Genomic DNA, 17313 nt, shown 5'->3' with positions numbered 1-17313 from the left:
CGTACTCGTCCGGGCATGAACGAACACAAGGCCGGCGCCAAGCCGGCAGCCCTTCCTGACAAAAAAGCCATTCTGCTCGGGGTCGCATGCGGTCTCGGCGCGGCGCTGTGCTGGGCTCTCGGCTTCGTGGCGACCCGGCACGGCCTGAAGGTCGGGTTTACGCCGGTGGACCTCTTGATGCATCGCTTCCTGTGGTCGGGCATCGTGTTCATCCCGCTCGTTGTGCGCGCCGGCCTGAAAGACCTCTGCGGCATCGGATGGGGCCGCGGCATGGCGCTGATGATGCTGGGCGGGCCGGTGATGTCGCTGATCAGCTATGCCGGCTTCGTGTTCGTGCCCCTCGGGCACGGCAGCGTGATCCAGCCTTCCTGCGCGACCCTGGGCGGACTGTTTCTCGCGGTCGTCCTGCTGAAGGAACAGATTTCACCCTCCCGGGTCGCCGGGGCCGTCGTCATCGTTGTCGGCCTTGCCGTGATCGGCAGCGAGTCGATCGGCCACATGGGATTGAGCGCCGTGATGGGCGATTTGATCTTCGTTACGACCGGATTGATGTTTGCGGGCTTCGCCACGCTGGTGCGCTATTGGCGCGTGTCTGCGTTCTCGGTGGCGACCGTCATCAGCGTGCTGTCGCTCTCGCTGTTTCCGCTGTATGCCGCCTCGGGCGGGCTGGCGCGCGATGCGGCCATCGGCCTGCACGAGAATGCGCTGCAAGCCGTCGCCCAGGGTATCCTGGCCGGACCCGCAGCCATGTATCTGTTCGCGCTGTCGATCCAGCGGCTCGGCGTGGCCCGCGCGGCCGTATTTCCCGCGACCGTGCCGGTGCTTACCTTGCTGCTGGGATGGCTGCTGATCGGCGAGCCGCCGACGACCTTGCAGGCGGCCGGATTGGTCACGGTGTCGGCCGGGTTCTATCTTGCGCAACGTCAGAGCTAGCACGTCGGGTGGCTACCCCACCCTAAGAGATCACGCAGCGGCGGAATGCTCGCGCACGGCCTGCGGCGGGTTGCGGAAGCCGATTGCGATCCGGTTGTAGGTGTTCATCAGACCGATCGCGACGGTCAAGTCGACCAGTTGCTTCTCGCTGAACACCGCGCGAGCCGCTTCATACACGTCATCCGGGATCGCCGTCTCCGCCACGCGCGTGACGGTTTCGGCCCAGGCCAGCGCCGCACGCTCCTCGGCGCCGAACAGCACCTCCGCCTCGCGCCAGACCTGCAGCAGCGCCAGCTTCTCGATCGCAACGCCCATTTTCTGCAAGCTGCGCGTATGCATGTCGAGGCAATAGGCGCAGCCGTTGATCTGCGAGATGCGCAGGTAGACGAGCTCGATCAGCGCCGCCGGGAGGCCGCATTGCGTGAGGTAGCCGTAGACGCCGCCGAGCGCCTTGATGCCGGCGGGCGCGACCTTGTTGTAATCGATGCGCATGCTCACGGCTTGTGCCCTTCCTTGTCGAAAACGGTCAGCGCCTTGTCGTTGCTGTCGACGACGAACACCGCGAGGATCTTGGCCGGCTCGGTCGCGCTGGCGTTTCGCCCGAGCACGTGATGGGCGCCGGGCGGCTCGAAGAAGCTGTCCCCGGCCCGATAGATGTGCGCGGCCTCGCCCTCCAGCTGGCTCTCGATCGCGCCCTGCAGAACGTAGACGTAGAGAAATGCCGATTTGGCATGATGATGCGGCGCCGAGGGCTCGCCCGGCGGGAAGTTGACCTCGACCGCGATCAGCGACTTGCCAGGAATATTGGTGATGGCGTGCTCGAATTTCGGCGTCACCGATTGCGCCACAGCGGGGGTTGCAAGCGCGGCGCAGGCCAGCAGCGTCGTCCATAGAATCTTCATCAGGTGCCTCCATTGCTGTCGGAAAAATGCGGACGCGCGGGCCTGAAAAGAAGCACCAAGAATGGACCGAATTGGTGTACCACGGGCCATGCCCAACCCGCTTCCCATCGCGCTCGACCGCTCGGCAAGGACGCCGCTCTCCGAGCAGATCCACAAGGCGATTGCGGCGGCGATCGACAGTGGCGTGTTGGTGCCGGGCGCCCGGTTGCCGTCATGGCTCGATCTCGCCGCGCAGCTCGGCGTTGCGCGGGGCACCGTGCGCGCGGCCTACGACAAGCTGTCGGATGCCCAGCACATCGTGTCGTCGAAGGCGAACGGCACCACCGTCGCCAGGCGGCCGCGGAAGATTGCAAAACCCGATGCGCCGATCGCTCCCGGATCGGTCGTAGAGATGTTTCATGACCTGAGCGGTCAGGGCCACTTCCGGATGGGCGTTCCCGCGCAGGACGCGCTCCCAGCAAAGCTACTGGCGCGAATCCGCGCCCGCGCCGTGCGGGCGGAATTGAGCGCGGTGACCCGCACCATCGATCCGCGCGGCGAGCTCGAACTGCGGCGGGAGATCGCGGCGCACCTCGCGATCGCGCGCGGCCTCGAATGCTCGCCAGCGCAGATCGTCATCACGTCGGGCTTCACCGGCGGGCTTGGCCTCGCGCTCCGCGTGCTCGGCCTTGAAGGCCGCCGCGCATGGATGGAAGACCCGGGATTTCCATTGACCCGAAAGGGGCTCGAGCTCGCCCGGCTTGAGCCGGTGCCGATCCCGGTCGACGGCGACGGCCTCGATGTCGACCATGGCCTCAGGCACGCGCCCGACGCGGCGCTCGCGGTCGTGACGCCGGGCCAGCAGGCACCGCTCGGCCCGCCATTGTCACTGAAGCGTCGCACGCAATTGTTGGACTGGGCCGCGCAAACCGGCGCTTGGATCATAGAGGACGACTATCTCGGCGAGCTGCAGCTCGATGGCCGCGCCGCGCCCGCGCTTGCCTCGCTCGATCGTGCCGGCCGTGTGATCCATCTCGGCTCCTTCAGCAAGACCATCTCGCCGACGCTGCGGCTCGGCTTCCTGGTTGCGCCCGAACAATTGGCCGCGCAGTTCGCCGATGTCGCGACATGCCTTGCCCCTGCTCCGGGACCGGCCGTGCAACTTTCCACCGCGGAGTTCATGCGCGACGGCCACTACATCCGCCATCTCCGGCGCACCAAGCGGACCTATGGCGAGCGCCGCGACGCGCTGACGGCTGCGCTGCGACCGTGGAGCAACGATGTGCGGGTTGCCGGCCTCGCGGTCATGCTGGCGCTGCCCGACAACGCCGACGATATCGCGATTGCGCGGCAGGTGCTGGCGCATGGGCTGGCGCCCGCCCCGCTCTCGCCCTGGTATCTCGCACCGAAACGCGCGCAGCCCGGTTTGCTGCTCGGCATCGCAACCGTGCCCGATCGCGGGATTCAGGCCGCCTGCAAGCGCCTGTTCGAAGCGATCCGCGCCGAAGGTCGCACTCAGGGCGCGTCTGCGTCGCGCCGCGTCAGGAAATCCGCAGCCCGGTGAGCGCAAGGCTCAACGCCTTGAGCCGTTTGCGCGCCTCGGCGTCATAGGCCTGGGCATGGGCGCGGGCCTCGCGCTTGCCGTCGAAGAACAGCCCGCTCTTGCCCGCGACGTCGTCGTCCTGAACCAGACGCAGGATGGCGTCGCCGCCCTGCTCGACGGTCGAGATCGGCGTCGCGCCGCTGGCGCGCACCATGGTCGTGTTCATGTAGGTCGCCGGATGCAGCGAATTGACGGTCACCCCGCTGCCTTCGAGCTCGGCGGCGAGGTCGATGGTGAACATGATCTGCGACAGCTTGCTCTGCGCATAGGCGCGGGCGCCACTGTAGTTCTTGGTGATCATCACATCGCCGAAATCGATCGGGTGCTGGCCGAGCGATGCGACATTGACGATGCGCGCCGGCTTGCTCGCCTTCAGCCGCGGCAGCAAGAGATGCGCGAGCAGGAAGCCGGCGAGATAGTTCACCGCGAAGCGCAGCTCGTGGCCGTCCTTGCTGGTCTGCCGTGCCGGCCCTTCGTTCTGCGAGCCGATGCCGGCGTTGCAAACCAGCACATCAAGGCGCTCCTGATCGTCGAGCACCAGCTGGGCGAACTCGCGGACCTCGGCGAGCGAGGACAGATCGGCCTGATAGAACATCGGCTCGCGGCCGGAGACCCGCTTGATCTCGTCGGCGAGGGTCTGCGCCCGCTTGGTATCGCGGCCGTGGATCAGGACCCGGGCGCCGGCAGACGCCAGCTTCATCGCCACGTAGCGGCCGACGCCATCGGTGGAACCGGTGATCAGCACGGTCTTGCCTGCCATATTCATGGACATCGCCCTTCGGTCGTTCTCCCAGCGCTGCCAGCAAAGATAAATGCGCTGGCCGAACATTGCCATGGCATGCCGCGACGCGATCAGCCCCAAAACGGCGCCGAAATGGCCCGCTCACAGCCCTCTTCCACGGCCACCAGGTGCGCAGTCTGTCGCGCGGCCTGCGGTCGCGCGGCGCCGCGCCGCGCGTCAACGTGAATGCATTCTGATAACGTCGGGATGAACAAGGCCGGGATCGGCAAGGGTCGGCAAGAATCGGAATGTCCTCGACCATTCCAGACAGGTTCTCCCGGAAAGCTCCCTCGCTGGAGCCGTTCGGCATGCTGCTGTTATTCGCGGTGCTGACCGCGCTGCCGATCATCCTGACCGTTGGTCTGGTTGAGCCCGCACTCGTGCTGCCCGCGCTCAGCCTGGTGTTGTTCGCAGAGGCAGCCATAGCCGCGCTTGCGGCGCGCGTGATCCACACGCGTGCAAGCGTGGCGAACCTCACGCTGTGGGATCTTGCCGGAGCATTCACCTTCATGGGATGTGCGGCGGCGATCCTCGGCGAGCCGGATCAGGCGGCGCTGTTCTTCGAGGAACAGGCGGCGCTGCGTCCGGTATCACGACCGTAATCCCAGGCCGGGCCCCTCTGGCAGCCACAAGCTGCGATGTCGGACTGGAACTCAGTTGGAGTGGCCCTGCTTCGACCCGCGACGCGGACACGCGCCGCGGCGGATTCGCCGTCTGCATGGCGGCGGCGTCGAAACGGTCCACTCCCCGACCTCAAGGGGAGCATTGCTCATGTCCGAACTGTTTTCACTCGACGCCCTCAGCGCCTTGCTGCAGGTCGTCGTCATCGACCTCGTGCTGGCCGGCGACAACGCCGTCGTGATCGGCCTCGCCGCGGCCGGCCTGCCGGCGCAGCAACGCGGCAAGGCGATCCTGATCGGCATCGCGGCCGCGACGCTGCTGCGCATCCTGTTTGCGCTCCTCACCACGCAACTGATGCAGATCGTCGGCCTGCTGCTGGCCGGCGGCATCCTGCTGCTGTGGGTGTGCTGGAAGATGTGGCGCGAGCTGCGCGCCACCGCGCAGGAGACCGCGGCCGAACATGCCGCCGATGGCGCGGAAGGACAGCGCAAGACGCTGTGGCAGGCCACGACCCAGATCATCATAGCCGACGTCTCGATGTCGCTCGACAACGTGCTCGCGGTCGCCGGCGCGGCGCGCGAGCAGCCGATCGTGCTGGTGTTCGGCCTTGCGCTCTCGATCGCGATGATGGGCGCGGCCGCGACCTTCATCGCTCGGCTGCTGCAAAACCACCGCTGGATCGCCTATGTCGGCCTCGCCGTGATCCTCTACGTCGCCGTCGACATGACCATTCGCGGCGCATCCGAGATCGCGAAGGTCGCGCCGGGCTGACGATCGAAAGCAAAACGGCGGGCCTTTCGGCCCGCCGTTCGGCATATCGAGGACGCGCGTTGCGTCAGTGGATTTCCGCCGAACGCTTCAGCGCGTCCTTCAGCTTCTCGAGGGTAAAGTCCTTGCTGCGCGCGATATCCAGGATCGGGGTCTCGCGGCGGCCGCAAAGCTCGGCGGTCTCGGGCAGCTTTGCCGCGATCTCATAGGGGATCACGATCGCGCCGTGGCTGTCGGCGTGGATCAGGTCGTCGGAGCGCACCGTCATGCCGGCGACACGGACCTCGCCGCCAAAGCTTTCCGCATGCACCCAGGCGTGCGACGGGCCGATCGAGCCGGCCAGCGCCTGGAAGCCCGGCGCCCATTGCGGGATGTCGCGGATCGAGCCGTCGGTGATGACGCCGAGGCAGCCGAGCGCCTTGTGCACCGCGCTCTGCACCTCGCCCCAGAATGCGCCGTAGCCGACGTCGGGCCCGTCGATGTCCTGGATCACGGAGATGCGCGGACCGAAGCCGGAGCCGACATATTCATAATAGTCGATGCGGCGCTTCGACTGCTCCTCGGCCGAGAGGCCGGACTTCAGCACCGAGCGGATCGCGACCGTGCGCGCGTAGCCGACGATCGGCGGCAAGGTCGGGAACGGGCAGACCAGCGGCTTCACGGTGTAGCCGATCAGACGGCGCTCCGGCGCGACGATCTCCATCGCATTGCAGATCGTCGGCGTGTCGTAGCGCGCCAACGCCTCGAGGACGGAAGCAGGCAGCGGGGCGGAAGCGGATGTCACGGCGTTTCTCTCCTGATTTTTGGCGTTCGCTGGGCCGTCTCAGCCTATAGCCGAGATCGCAGGCGAACCCAACCGAGCCACGCTCATGGCTGATATTTGGGAGAAGACGCACACATCGCCCTATGACCGTCACCCTGAGGTGGCCGCTTCTTCAGCGGCCCTCGAAGGGTCGACGGCCCCAGCTGGTGGCCGTGCATCCTTCGAGGCTCGCTTCGCTCGCACCTCAGGATGACGGATCAGGGAGAAGCACCTCAATGCAAATGCGTCGGACGATCGTCGTTGTCAGCATCCGCGACCGGCGCCGCGTAAGGAGCAGCGGCTTGCGCCGCCACCGGCGCACTCGCCCCTTGCGTCTGCGCCGCAAGCTGACGCTCCTGGTCGCGATACGACTTCCAGCCCCAGGGCAGGCTGATCAGATAGGCGACCGAGCCCGCCGACAGGATGTGCCAGGGGTAGCCGATCAGCAGCGCGACGAAGAACACCACCGACACGAACACCGGCAGCACCATTTCCGGCGGCACGCGCATCTTCACGGTCTTGCCGGAGAACACCGGCAGCCGCGACACCATCAGGAAGGCGATCAAGAGTGTGTAGAACGCCGTCAGCGTCGCCGGCGGCATCGGCACGCCCAGGAAGGCGAGATAGATCGGCAGCAGCACGGTGATCGCGCCGGCCGGCGCCGGCACGCCCGTGAAGTAATTGGCCGCGAAGGCCGGCTTGTTCGGATCGTCGATCGAGGCGTTGAAGCGCGCCAGCCGCAGGCCGCCGGAGATCGCAAACACCATCGCGGCGATCCAGCCGCCATTATTCAATTCATGCAGCTGCCAGAAATACAGGATCAGGCCCGGCGCGACGCCGAAATTGACGAAGTCGGCGAGGCTGTCGAGCTCGGCGCCGAATTTCGACTGGCCCTTGATCATGCGCGCCACGCGGCCATCGATGCCGTCGAGGATCGCGGCGAACACAATGGCGGCGACCGCGAGCTCCATCCGCCCTTCCGTCGACAGCCGGATCGCGGTGAGGCCGGCGCAGATCGCCAGCAGCGTGATCATGTTCGGCACGAGCATCCGCACCGGGATCGGGCGGAACCGGCGGCGGCGCAACTCGCTGGAATTGGGATCAAAGGGCATCATGGTTTGCAATATAGCAAGCATGGCCCGGCTCCGCCATTGGCGCCGGAACCGGCTGATCGTGCGGGCGAAAGAGAGTTAACCGCCTCATAGGCGTGCCAATTCCCTGCTCGTCAAGCCCGGCCTCGTGCCGGGCATCCACGTCTTTGCGCCCATCACACGACAAGACGTGGATGGCCGGGACAAGCCCGGCCATGACGAAAACTCGGTCCAGAGGATTCCGCGCAATCAATCGGCGCGGTAGGTGCGGCCCGGGTCGGCGTTGCGGAAATCCGCCAGAATGGTCTCGCCGGCAACCGCGGTCTGGCCTTCCGAGACCAGCGCCTTGGTGCCTTCAGGCAGATAGACGTCGAGCCGCGAGCCGAAGCGGATCAGACCGAAGCGCTCGCCGGCGCCGATCGACTGGCCTTCCTTGACGAAGCAGACGATGCGGCGCGCCACGAGGCCGGCGATCTGGACCACGCCGATGCGACCATTGGCGCCCGAGATCACCAGCGAGTTGCGCTCATTGTCCTCGCTCGCCTTGTCTAGCTCGGCATTGATGAAGGCGCCGGGCCGGTAGGCGATGCGGTCGATGCGGCCGGCCACCGGGCTGCGGTTCACGTGGCAGTTGAACACGCTCATGAACACCGAGACCCGCGGCAGCGGCTTGTCGCCAAGGCCAAGCTCGGCCGGCGGCAGCGCCTGCACCACCATGGAGACGCGGCCATCGGCCGGCGACACCACGATGCCGTCGCGCAGCGGCGTCACGCGGACGGGATCGCGGAAGAACAGAGCGCACCAGACCGTGAGCAGCGTCCCGATCCAGCCCAGCGGGGTCCAGATCCAGAACAGGATCAGGCTCGCCAGGGCGAAGCCGCCGATGAACGGATAGCCCTCGGGGTGGATCGGCGGGATCTGCGCGCGGATGGAATTGGCGATCGACATCAGAGCTCGCTTGCGTTTCCCCGCCCCGTTTGGCGGGAGAGGCCCTAAATCGACTATTCCGCGGCGGTCGGCAAGGGTTTCTCACCCTCAACGGGGGTGGAATCCTCCGACGAATCGGTGACCACCGGCGGCAGGCGATTCGGCGCGCTGCCGTCGTCATCGACCTGGGCGAGCCGTTCGCGGGCCTCCTCGGCCTCGCGCTGCCGGTTCCACATGCTGGCATAGAGGCCGCCCGAGGCCAAAAGCCGCGCGTGGGTGCCGCGCTCGGCGATCCGGCCCTGGTCCAGCACGATGATCTCGTCGGCGCCGACAATGGTCGAGAGCCGATGCGCGATCACCAGCGAAGTGCGGTTGCGAGACACCCGCTCCAGCGCGCCCTGGATCTCGTGCTCGGTGTGACTGTCGAGCGCGGAGGTCGCCTCGTCCAGCACCAGGATCGGCGGCGCCTTCAGCACCGTGCGCGCGATCGCGACGCGCTGCTTCTCGCCGCCGGAGAGTTTCAGGCCGCGCTCGCCGACCTGGGTCTCGTAGCCCTGCGGCGACATCCGGATGAAGCCGTCGATCTGCGCCAGCCGCGCCGCCTCCTCCACCTCGCCGTCGCCGGCATCCCAGCGGCCGTAGCGGATGTTGTAGCGGATGGTGTCGTTGAACAGCACGGTGTCCTGCGGCACCATGCCGATCGCCGACCGCAGCGAGGTCTGCGTCACATTCTTGATGTCCTGGCCGTCGATCAGGATGCGGCCGCTCGAGACATCATAGAGCCGGAACAACAGCCGCGAGATCGTCGACTTGCCGGCGCCGGAGGGACCGACGATCGCGACCGTCTTGCCGGCCGGCACCTCGAAGCTCAGGCCTTTCAGGATCTGGCGATCGGGCTCATAGGCGAAGCGGACGTCCTCGAAGCGCACGCTGCCTGTGGACACCACGAGCGGCTTGGCGCCCGGCATGTCCTTCACCTCGGCATCGCGCGCCAGCACGTCGAACATCTTCTCGATGTCGATGATCGCCTGCTTGATCTCGCGATACACCATGCCCATGAAGTTCAGCGGCTGGTAGAGCTGGATCATCATCGAGTTGATCAGCACGAAGTCGCCGACGGTGTGGGTGCCGTTGCGGATGCCGAACGCGCACATCAGCATGGTCGCGGTCAGGCCCGCGGTGAAGATGATCGCCTGCCCGGTGTTGAGCACAGCGAGCGAAGTGTAGGTCTTCACGCTGGCCTGCTCGTAGCGCTCCATCGAGCGGTCGTAGCGCCCTGCCTCGCGCTCCTCGGCGCCGAAATACTTCACCGTCTCGTAGTTGAGCAGCGAGTCGATCGCCTTGGTGTTCGCCTCGGTATCGGAATCGTTCATCTTGCGGCGGATCTCGATCCGCCACTCGGTCGCGATGTAGGTGTAGTACATGAACACGACTACCGTGATCAGCACCGCAAGCACATAGCGCCAGTCGAACTGCCAGAGCAGCACCGCCGCCAGCAGGGTGACCTCGACGATGGTCGGGATCAGCTGCAGGATCACCATCCGCACAATAGTCTCGATGCCGGAGCGACCGCGCTCCAGTACGCGGGTCAGGCCGCCGGTCTTGCGCTCGAGATGGAAGCGCAGCGACAGCTCGTGCATGTGCACGAAGGTGATGTAGGCGAGCCGCCGCACCGCGTGCATCGCGACGCGGGCGAAGATGCCATCGCGCCACTGCGTCAGCACCGCCATGATGATGCGCACCGCGCCGTAGCTGATCGTCATCAGCACCGGCGAGGCGATCAGCCAGACCATCCAGTTCGAGGAAGCGACTGGCGCCGAGCCCGTGCCGTTCAGCGCGTCGATCGCCCATTTGAAGGTGAACGGCACCGACAGCGTCGCGAGCTTGGCGAACAGCAGCAGCACCACCGACCAGATGACGCGCATCTTCAAATCGGCGCGATCGCCGGGCCAGATGTAGGGCCAGAGATGAACGAGGGTGCCGAGCAGCGTCCCCTTCTCGGCCGCCGAGGTCGTGGCCGCGGGCTGATCGGCCGCCGTCACAGTCTGTTGCGGCGGCACCATCAGGAGCCCGCTCGCGACGTCATGGCGCGGCGGTCCGCGGCCACATCTTTTCCACGATTTGCCATTGTGCCCGTCATATAGATCGTTTCAACGTGGCGTACAGGCTTATGACGAAAATTGTTCGCGATTCGCGGGAATTTACGGGATTTTTTGGCTCTCAATCCCCATATGCTAGTCTTGACCCTGTTTACGCTGCAGTGCCACAAGGATCGTATGAACCAAATCAAGACTGTCTGTGTTTATTGCGGCTCCGGCCCCGGTAACAATCCCCGCTTCGTTGAAGCTGCCGTCGCGCTCGGCAAGGCCTTTGCCGAAAACAACGTGCGCCTGGTCTATGGCGGCGGTTCGATCGGCCTGATGGGTGCGGTCGCGAAATCCACGCTCGATCATGGCGGCTCCGTCACCGGCATCATTCCGGAATTCCTGCGGGCGCGCGAGAATGCGCTGACCTCGGTGCAGGAGATGATCGTCACCCCCGACATGCATGAGCGCAAGCGGCTGATGTTCGAGCGCTCCGATGCGTTCGTCGCGTTGCCCGGCGGCATCGGCACGCTGGAGGAACTGGTCGAGCAACTGACCTGGCAGCAGCTCGGCCGTCATCACAAGCCGATCCTGCTCGCCAACATCGACAATTTCTGGGAGCCCCTGCTCTCGCTGCTCAGCCACATGCGCACGACCGAGTTCATCCGCCCGACGCTGCCGATCAACGTGCTGATGGCCGACCGCGTCGACGACATCCTGCCGCGGCTGCGTTCCGCGGTGGCCGGCAAGCCGGCGGCCGCGAAGGAGCTTGCGCCCGAAGTGGCGCGGCGGCTTTAAACGATCGAGCGCACGAAACCATCCCCGTCATCCTGAGGTGCGAGCGGAGCGAGCCTCCAGCGACAAAGGCGAAGCCTTTGCGCGGGGATGACGGATTGAGAGAGGCACTCGTCCCCGTCCAAATCACTCGCTCGGAAACGTCACAGCCTCGATGCGGTTGCCGTCGGGGTCGAGGACGAAGGCGGCGTAGTAGCGCACGCGGTCGTGCGGGCGCAGGCCCGGTGGACCATCGGACTGGCCACCGGAAGCCAGCGCCACGGCATGGAACGCATCGACCTCGGCGGTAGTCTTCGCGCGCATGCAGATGTGCGTGCCGCTCTCATGCGCGACCTGCGCCATCGTGGCGCGCAGATTGATCCAGAATTCGGGATAGGCCTTGCCAAAGCCGATCGTCGCCGGTCGCGTAACGAGGCGGCTCAGGCCAAGCGCGGCCAGCGTCGGCTCATAGAACCGCGCGGCGCGTTCGAGATCGCGGACGCCGACGGAGACGTGGTCGATCATGAAAACCTCTCCCCTGTCATTCCGGGATGGTCCGCAGGACCAGACCCGGAATCTCGAGATTCCGGGTTCGATGCTTCGCATCGCCCCGGAATGACGGATCAATCGCTCAAGCTTGCGCGCCCGACTTCACCAGCTTGTAGAACACCGAATCCATCAGCGCCTGAAACGAGGCGTCGATGATGTTGGGCGAGACGCCGACCGTGGTCCAGCTCTCGCCGGTTTCGTCCTCGCTTTCGATCAGCACGCGCGTAACGGCCTCGGTGCCGCCATTGAGGATACGCACGCGGTAGTCGATCAGCTTCAGGCCATCGATATATTTCTGGTACTTGCCGAGGTCCTTGCGCAGCGCCACGTCGAGTGCGTTGACCGGACCGTTGCCCTCGGCGGCCGAGATCAGCCGCTCGCCGTCGACGTCGACCTTCACCACCGCAAGCGCCATGGTGACGCGCTGGCCGTTGGCGTTGTAGCGCTGCTCAACATTGACGTCGAACTGCTCGACCTTGAAATATTCCGGGACCTTGCCGAGGGTGCGGCGCGCCAGGAGGTCGAACGAGGCGTTCGCCGATTCATAGGCAAAGCCCGCCGCCTCGCGTTCCTTCAGCTCTTCGACCAGGCGCGTCAGCCGCGGATCGCCCTTGTCGTAGACGATGCCGGCGCGGTCGAGTTCGGCCATCACGTTGGAGCGGCCGGCCTGATCGGAGACCAGCACCTTGCGGTGGTTGCCGACAGAATCCGGCAGCACGTGCTCATAGGTCTGCGGATCCTTCATGACAGCGGAGGCATGGATGCCGGTCTTGGTGACGAAGGCGCTCTCGCCGACGTAAGCTGCGTGGCGGTTGGGCGCGCGGTTCAGCATGTCGTCGAGCGTGCGCGACACCTTCATCAGCGTCGCCATCTTCTCGGTGGTGACGCCGATCTCGAACCTGTCGGCAAACTCCTGCTTCAGCTTCAACGTCGGGATCAGCGAGCAGAGATTGGCGTTACCGCAGCGCTCGCCGAGGCCGTTGAGCGTGCCCTGGATCTGCCGCGCACCGGCCCGCACCGCTGCGAGCGAATTGGCCACCGCCTGTTCGGTGTCGTTATGGGCATGAATGCCGACATGGGTGCCGGGCACCTGCTTGACGACATCAGCGACGATGGTCTCGATCTCGTGCGGCATGGTGCCGCCATTGGTGTCACACAGCACCACCCAGCGCGCGCCGGCTTGATAGGCCGCTGTGGCGCAGGCAAGCGCATAGTCGCGGTCCTCCTTGTAGCCGTCGAAGAAATGCTCGCAGTCGACCATCACCTCGCGGCCGAGCTCCTTGGCGGCCGCGACGCTGTCGCGGATCGAGGCGAGGTTCTCCTCGTTGGTGGTCTCGAGCGCGACCCGGACCTGATAGGCGGAGGATTTGGCGACGAAGCAGATCGCATCCGCCTTGGCCTCGAGGATGCCGGCGAGCCCCGGATCGTTCGAAGCCGAACGGCCGGGCCGCCGCGTCATGCCGAACGCGGTGAAGCGCGCATGGTCGAACGCAGGCTTCTTGCTGAAGAACTCGGTGTCGGTCGGATTGGCGCCGGGATAACCGCCCTCGACATAGTCGATGCCGAGCGCGTCGAGCATGCCGGCGATCACCTGCTTGTCCTGCAGCGTGAAATCGACGCCGTTGGTCTGCGCACCGTCACGCAGCGTGGTATCGAACAGATAGAGGCGCTCGCAGCTCATGCGTGGCCTCCGGGCGTGGCAACGCCGTCGAGCGTCTTCTGCATCGTGGTGTTGGCGAGCCATTCGTCGCCGATGGTGACCGTATTGCGCTGCTGCGCGACATAGCCGCGCTTGCGGAAGAATTCGAGCGCGGTGTCGCTGGCATCGACCTTCAGGGCCTTGGTGCCGCGGGCGCTCGCGATCTTCTCTAGCGCATCGCACAGCGCGCTGCCTGCACCCTGCCCGACCGCGCTCGGATGCACATAGAGCATGTCGATGTGATCGGCCCCCTTCAGCGAGGCGAATCCGACCGGCGCGCCCTGCAATGTCGCGATCAGGGTCAGCTGCCCGGCGAGCTTCTTGCCGAAGGCTTCCTCATCGTCTGCGGCCATCGCCCAGGCTTCCTGCTGCGCCTCGCTGTAGTCGTCGCCGGTCAGGTCCATGATCGACGCCGCGAAGATCGACGCCAGCAGCGGCGCATCGTCGGGCAGATACGGGCGCAACGCGGGTGCGGATCGGCTCATCGCGCGACCTCCCAGGTCGTGATCGGCTTTCCTTCGGCATCCTTGCCGTCCTTGATCGCCACGCCCATCGCCGCGAGCTGATCGCGGATCCGGTCGGATTCCTTGAAGTCCTTCCGCGCACGCGCCGCAGTGCGCTCGGCGATCAGCGCCTCGACCGCGGCGGCATCGACGCCGCTAGCCTGCTCCTTGCGGCCCTTCCACGCCGCCGCGCTCTCGGAGAGGAAGCCGAGCAGCCGCAGCGAACCGGCAAATTCCTTGCGGCTCGCTTCACTGCTCGCGGCAGCATTGCGCAAGCTGTGCAGCACGGCCATGGCCTGCGCCGTGTTGAGGTCGTCGCAGAGCGCCTCGACCATCGCCGGCGACGGCGCTCCGGGCTCGGCGTCGGCCGCGACCGCATACCAGTCATCAAGCGTCCTTGCGGCTTCCTCCGCACTCTTCAGCGTCCAGTCCAGCGGCGAACGGTAGTGCGTTCTCAGCATGCTGAGCCGCAGCACCTCGCCCGGCCAATCCGCCAAGAGATCGCGGATCGTGAAGAAGTTGCCGAGCGACTTCGACATCTTCTCGCTTTCGATCTGCAGGAAGCCGTTGTGCATCCAGACATTGGCCATGCGGTCGGTGTGGAACGCGCAGCAAGTCTGCGCGAGCTCGTTCTCATGGTGCGGAAACACCAGGTCGATGCCGCCGCCATGGATGTCGAACTTTTCGCCGAGATGCTTCCAGGCCATCGCCGAGCACTCGATGTGCCAGCCGGGCCGGCCTTCCATCGCAATGCCTGCCGGTGACGGCCAGGACGGCTCGCCGGGCTTCGACGGCTTCCACAGCACGAAGTCGGTGTTGTCGCGCTTGTAGGGTGCAACATCGACGCGGGCGCCCGCGATCATCTCGTCGAGCGAGCGCTTCGACAGCGCGCCGTAGCGCGGCAGCGTGGAGTTAGCCGCATTCATCGCCTGCGGCGAGAACAGCACGTGATCCTCGGCGACATAGGCAAAGCCGCCGGCGACCAGCTTCTCGATGATCGCGCGCATCTCCGGGATGTGCTCGGTCGCGCGCGGCTGCACGGTCGGCGGCAAGCAGCAGAGCGCGGCGACGTCGTCCTGGTACTGCTGATAGGTCAGCTCGGTGACCTTGCGGATCGCCTCGTTCAGGGGCACGCCGGGATAGTCCCGCGCGGCGCGAACGTTGATCTTGTCGTCGACGTCGGTGATGTTGCGGACATAGGTGACGTGATCGGCGCCGTAGCGATGGCGCAGCGCGCGGAACAGCACGTCGAAGACAACAGCGGCCCGACCGTTGCCGATATGGGCGAAGTCGTAGACCGTCGGTCCGCAGGCATACATGCGGACATTATCGGCATCGAGCGGCACGAACGTCCGCTTCTCCCGGGTCAGCGTATCGTAGAGGCGCAAATCCATGGGTACCCATCCCTTGCGGCCGGGCGTCCAGTGATCTCAGGGTGATTGAGAAAAGACGGCCTCAGCCAGCGAATCGCTAGCTCATAATCTCGCGGCAAATGCTGCAGATGGCGAGGTGGCCGTTCATGGTTCCATCGTGTCTCACGGCCCCCTGATCGCGTCAAGGGGCAGTTTTCGGGCGTTATGCAGCGCCCACCGCACCGAAATCACGCCAACGCCCTCTTGGTTAATCATTATTAAGGAATTGGGCGTACGGGAGGGCCAGCGGATTCCCCGCCATTTTCACTGGTGCACCATGCGGCCCATTTCAGCATTGATTGCCTCCACGTTCCTCCTTGTCTCCTCGGCCGCTTTGGCCGACAGCCGCGTTTTCATCGTCGCCAACCAGGCCGACGGATATGGCATCGACCAGTGCCTCGCTCACGGCGACCGCTGCGGCGCCTCCGCCGCCCGCGCCTACTGCCGGTCACGCGATTTTGCGCAGGCCACCAGTTACCGCCGCGTCGATCCCGACGAGATCACCGGCGCGGTTCCGCACGCCGCCAACGAGACCTGCAGTGGCAATAGCTGCGGCGAATACGTCGCCATCACCTGCCAACGCTGAGCCAAGCCGCTGGACAAACGGGGTTATTGCCACACCGGCGCCCCGGAAACGACGTGACGCTGCCCCGAGAAACGGCTATTGCAGCGGCCTTGCCTGCGCGCATTGGCGTTGATCGCCGCGCGGCGTCGTTTTAATGGCCGGATATGCCCAATAGCTCCCGTTCTCGCTTTTCCCGCTGGTTCCTGACTTGCGCCGTGCTGGCGGGCATCGTCCTGCCTGCCGCGGATGCCCTGGCGCAGGTGCCTCCGGGCCCGCCCGGCCCGGCGCCCCAGGGCGCGCAAGCCAATCCGATGTGCGCCCGGCTCGAAGGCCAGCTGGCGGCGATCGACCGTGGCGGCGGCGATCCGGCCAAGGACGAGCAGATCCGCCGCTATCAGGACGCGGCGACCCGGCAGCAGGGCGAACTGGATCGCGTTACCGCGCAGGCCCGGCGGATGGGCTGCGACAGCTCCGGATTCTTGTCCCTCTTCAACAACAACTCGGCGCAGTGCGGACCGGTCAACAACCAGATCCAGCAGATGCGCGCCAATCTCGACCAGATGACTGGAAATCTCGAACGGTTGCGCACCGGCGGGCTCGGCGGCGCCGATCGCGAGAACCAGCGCCGCTCGGTGTTGACCGCGCTGGCGCAGAACAATTGCGGCCCGCAATACGCGGCGGCCGCGCGCGGCCCCGGCAATTTCATCGAGAACCTGTTCGGCGGCGGTGGCGGTGGCAATCCCAACAATCCGCTGCCCCCGCCCGACGCGCAATATGGTGGGCAGTCCGGCACCTTCCGCACCGTCTGCGTCCGCACCTGCGACGGCGCCTACTTCCCGATCTCGTTTGCGACCAGTCAGGCGCGCTTTGCCGCCGACGAGCAGATCTGCAAGGCGCAGTGCCCGGCCGCGGAAGCCAGCCTGTTCGCCTACCGCAATCCCGGCGAAGACATCAACCAGGCGGTCTCGATCAACGGCCAGTCCTACTCGTCGCTGCCGAACGCCTTCAAGTACCGCACCGAGTTCAATCCGTCCTGCTCCTGCAAGGCGGCCGGCCAGAGCTGGGCGGAGGCGCTGAAGGCGGTCGACGACCAGGCGTCCGCCGCGCAGCAGGGCGACATTATCGTCACCGAGGAGAGCGCGCGGAAGATGCAGCAGCGCGCGCAGACCAAGGCTGCCGCAGGCAAGAAGGGCGCGCCCGCAACCGCGGCGGCTCAACCGCAGCAGCCCGCCGCCGCCGACGCCACCGCGCCGGCCGCGCCCGCAAGCGACGGCCAGATCCGCACGGTCGGCCCGACCTTCATCCCGAAGAAGCAGTAAG

At 66.0% G+C, this 17313-nt stretch carries 18 protein-coding genes; 7 read left to right on the top strand and 11 right to left on the bottom strand.

The window, feature by feature from the left end; translation table 11 throughout:
- Positions 1–15 precede the first annotated feature (15 nt).
- Entirely contained in the window at positions 16–933 is a 918-nt protein-coding gene (locus tag ACE103_RS17350) for a DMT family transporter (protein ID WP_375780428.1), read from the top strand.
- Positions 934–963: 30 nt separating this feature from the next.
- Here the strand turns inward: ACE103_RS17350 and ACE103_RS17345 are convergent, their stop codons facing one another.
- Both ACE103_RS17345 and ACE103_RS17340 read right to left on the bottom strand, forming a co-directional pair.
- Positions 964–1431 (bottom strand): carboxymuconolactone decarboxylase family protein, encoded by a 468-nt coding sequence (locus ACE103_RS17345; RefSeq protein WP_375780427.1) that lies wholly within the window; start codon positions 1429–1431, stop codon positions 964–966.
- The gene (locus tag ACE103_RS17340) at positions 1428–1835 is read right to left on the bottom strand and encodes a cupin domain-containing protein (protein ID WP_223973303.1); all 408 of its coding nucleotides are present in this window, start codon (positions 1833–1835) and stop codon (positions 1428–1430) included. Before ACE103_RS17340 ends, ACE103_RS17345 begins: the two co-directional genes overlap by 4 nt.
- Positions 1836–1923: 88 nt before the next feature.
- Between ACE103_RS17340 and ACE103_RS17335 the strand changes: the two genes are divergently transcribed.
- Positions 1924–3378 (top strand): PLP-dependent aminotransferase family protein, encoded by a 1455-nt coding sequence (locus ACE103_RS17335; RefSeq protein ID WP_375780426.1) that lies wholly within the window; start codon positions 1924–1926, stop codon positions 3376–3378.
- Here ACE103_RS17335 and ACE103_RS17330 read toward each other — a convergent pair.
- Entirely contained in the window at positions 3356–4183 is an 828-nt protein-coding gene (locus tag ACE103_RS17330) for an SDR family NAD(P)-dependent oxidoreductase (protein WP_375780425.1), read from the bottom strand. The two genes, ACE103_RS17335 and ACE103_RS17330, sit on opposite strands and share 23 nt — an antisense overlap.
- 323 nt (positions 4184–4506) lie before the next feature.
- Between ACE103_RS17330 and ACE103_RS17325 the strand changes: the two genes are divergently transcribed.
- Positions 4507–4800 carry a hypothetical protein gene (locus tag ACE103_RS17325; RefSeq protein WP_375780424.1) on the top strand — a complete coding sequence of 98 codons (294 nt, stop codon included), beginning with the start codon at positions 4507–4509 and terminating at the stop codon, positions 4798–4800.
- Between the two features lie 169 nt (positions 4801–4969).
- Positions 4970–5590: a TerC family protein gene (locus ACE103_RS17320; protein ID WP_375780423.1), complete on the top strand. Its 621-nt coding sequence runs from the start codon at positions 4970–4972 to the stop codon at positions 5588–5590.
- Between the two features lie 64 nt (positions 5591–5654).
- On the opposite strand, the gene ACE103_RS17315 is transcribed toward ACE103_RS17320, so the two are convergent.
- From ACE103_RS17315 to ACE103_RS17300, 4 genes are all read right to left on the bottom strand, one after another.
- Positions 5655–6290: an RraA family protein gene (locus ACE103_RS17315; protein WP_375781126.1), complete on the bottom strand. Its 636-nt coding sequence runs from the start codon at positions 6288–6290 to the stop codon at positions 5655–5657.
- Between the two features lie 332 nt (positions 6291–6622).
- Positions 6623–7501 carry a CDP-diacylglycerol--serine O-phosphatidyltransferase gene (gene pssA / locus ACE103_RS17310; protein WP_375781125.1) on the bottom strand — a complete coding sequence of 293 codons (879 nt, stop codon included), beginning with the start codon at positions 7499–7501 and terminating at the stop codon, positions 6623–6625.
- Between the two features lie 228 nt (positions 7502–7729).
- Positions 7730–8428: a phosphatidylserine decarboxylase gene (locus ACE103_RS17305; protein WP_092127222.1), complete on the bottom strand. Its 699-nt coding sequence runs from the start codon at positions 8426–8428 to the stop codon at positions 7730–7732.
- A 53-nt stretch (positions 8429–8481) separates the two neighbouring features.
- The gene (locus tag ACE103_RS17300; RefSeq protein WP_375780422.1) at positions 8482–10470 is read right to left on the bottom strand and encodes an ABCB family ABC transporter ATP-binding protein/permease; all 1989 of its coding nucleotides are present in this window, start codon (positions 10468–10470) and stop codon (positions 8482–8484) included.
- Between the two features lie 213 nt (positions 10471–10683).
- Here ACE103_RS17300 and ACE103_RS17295 point away from each other — a divergent pair, with 213 nt between their 5' ends.
- Positions 10684–11289, top strand: coding sequence for a TIGR00730 family Rossman fold protein (locus ACE103_RS17295; protein WP_223973323.1), 606 nt, complete (start codon positions 10684–10686; stop codon positions 11287–11289).
- A 123-nt stretch (positions 11290–11412) separates the two neighbouring features.
- Here ACE103_RS17295 and ACE103_RS17290 read toward each other — a convergent pair whose 3' ends face one another.
- From ACE103_RS17290 to cysS, 4 genes are all read right to left on the bottom strand, one after another.
- Positions 11413–11790, bottom strand: coding sequence for a VOC family protein (locus ACE103_RS17290; protein WP_375780421.1), 378 nt, complete (start codon positions 11788–11790; stop codon positions 11413–11415).
- A gap of 106 nt (positions 11791–11896) precedes the next feature.
- Positions 11897–13495, bottom strand: coding sequence for a citramalate synthase (gene cimA / locus ACE103_RS17285; protein WP_375780420.1), 1599 nt, complete (start codon positions 13493–13495; stop codon positions 11897–11899).
- Positions 13492–13998 carry a GNAT family N-acetyltransferase gene (locus tag ACE103_RS17280; RefSeq protein WP_375780419.1) on the bottom strand — a complete coding sequence of 169 codons (507 nt, stop codon included), beginning with the start codon at positions 13996–13998 and terminating at the stop codon, positions 13492–13494. The genes cimA and ACE103_RS17280 overlap by 4 nt, the downstream gene beginning before the upstream one ends.
- A complete protein-coding gene (gene cysS, locus ACE103_RS17275; protein WP_375780418.1) occupies positions 13995–15410 on the bottom strand; it encodes a cysteine--tRNA ligase in 1416 nt (471 codons plus the stop codon). The genes ACE103_RS17280 and cysS overlap by 4 nt, the downstream gene beginning before the upstream one ends.
- Positions 15411–15705: 295 nt before the next feature.
- Between cysS and ACE103_RS17270 the strand changes: the two genes are divergently transcribed.
- Complete coding sequence (locus ACE103_RS17270) at positions 15706–16014, top strand: hypothetical protein (RefSeq protein ID WP_375781124.1); 309 nt, start codon at positions 15706–15708, stop codon at positions 16012–16014.
- A gap of 143 nt (positions 16015–16157) precedes the next feature.
- Positions 16158–17312: a DUF2865 domain-containing protein gene (locus ACE103_RS17265; protein ID WP_375780417.1), complete on the top strand. Its 1155-nt coding sequence runs from the start codon at positions 16158–16160 to the stop codon at positions 17310–17312.
- Position 17313 lies beyond the last annotated feature (1 nt).

The organism is Bradyrhizobium sp. ma5 (genome assembly GCF_042258955.1).
In the GTDB taxonomy this organism is placed as follows: domain Bacteria; phylum Pseudomonadota; class Alphaproteobacteria; order Rhizobiales; family Xanthobacteraceae; genus Bradyrhizobium.
This window is presented reverse-complemented; position numbering and strand designations above follow the sequence as displayed.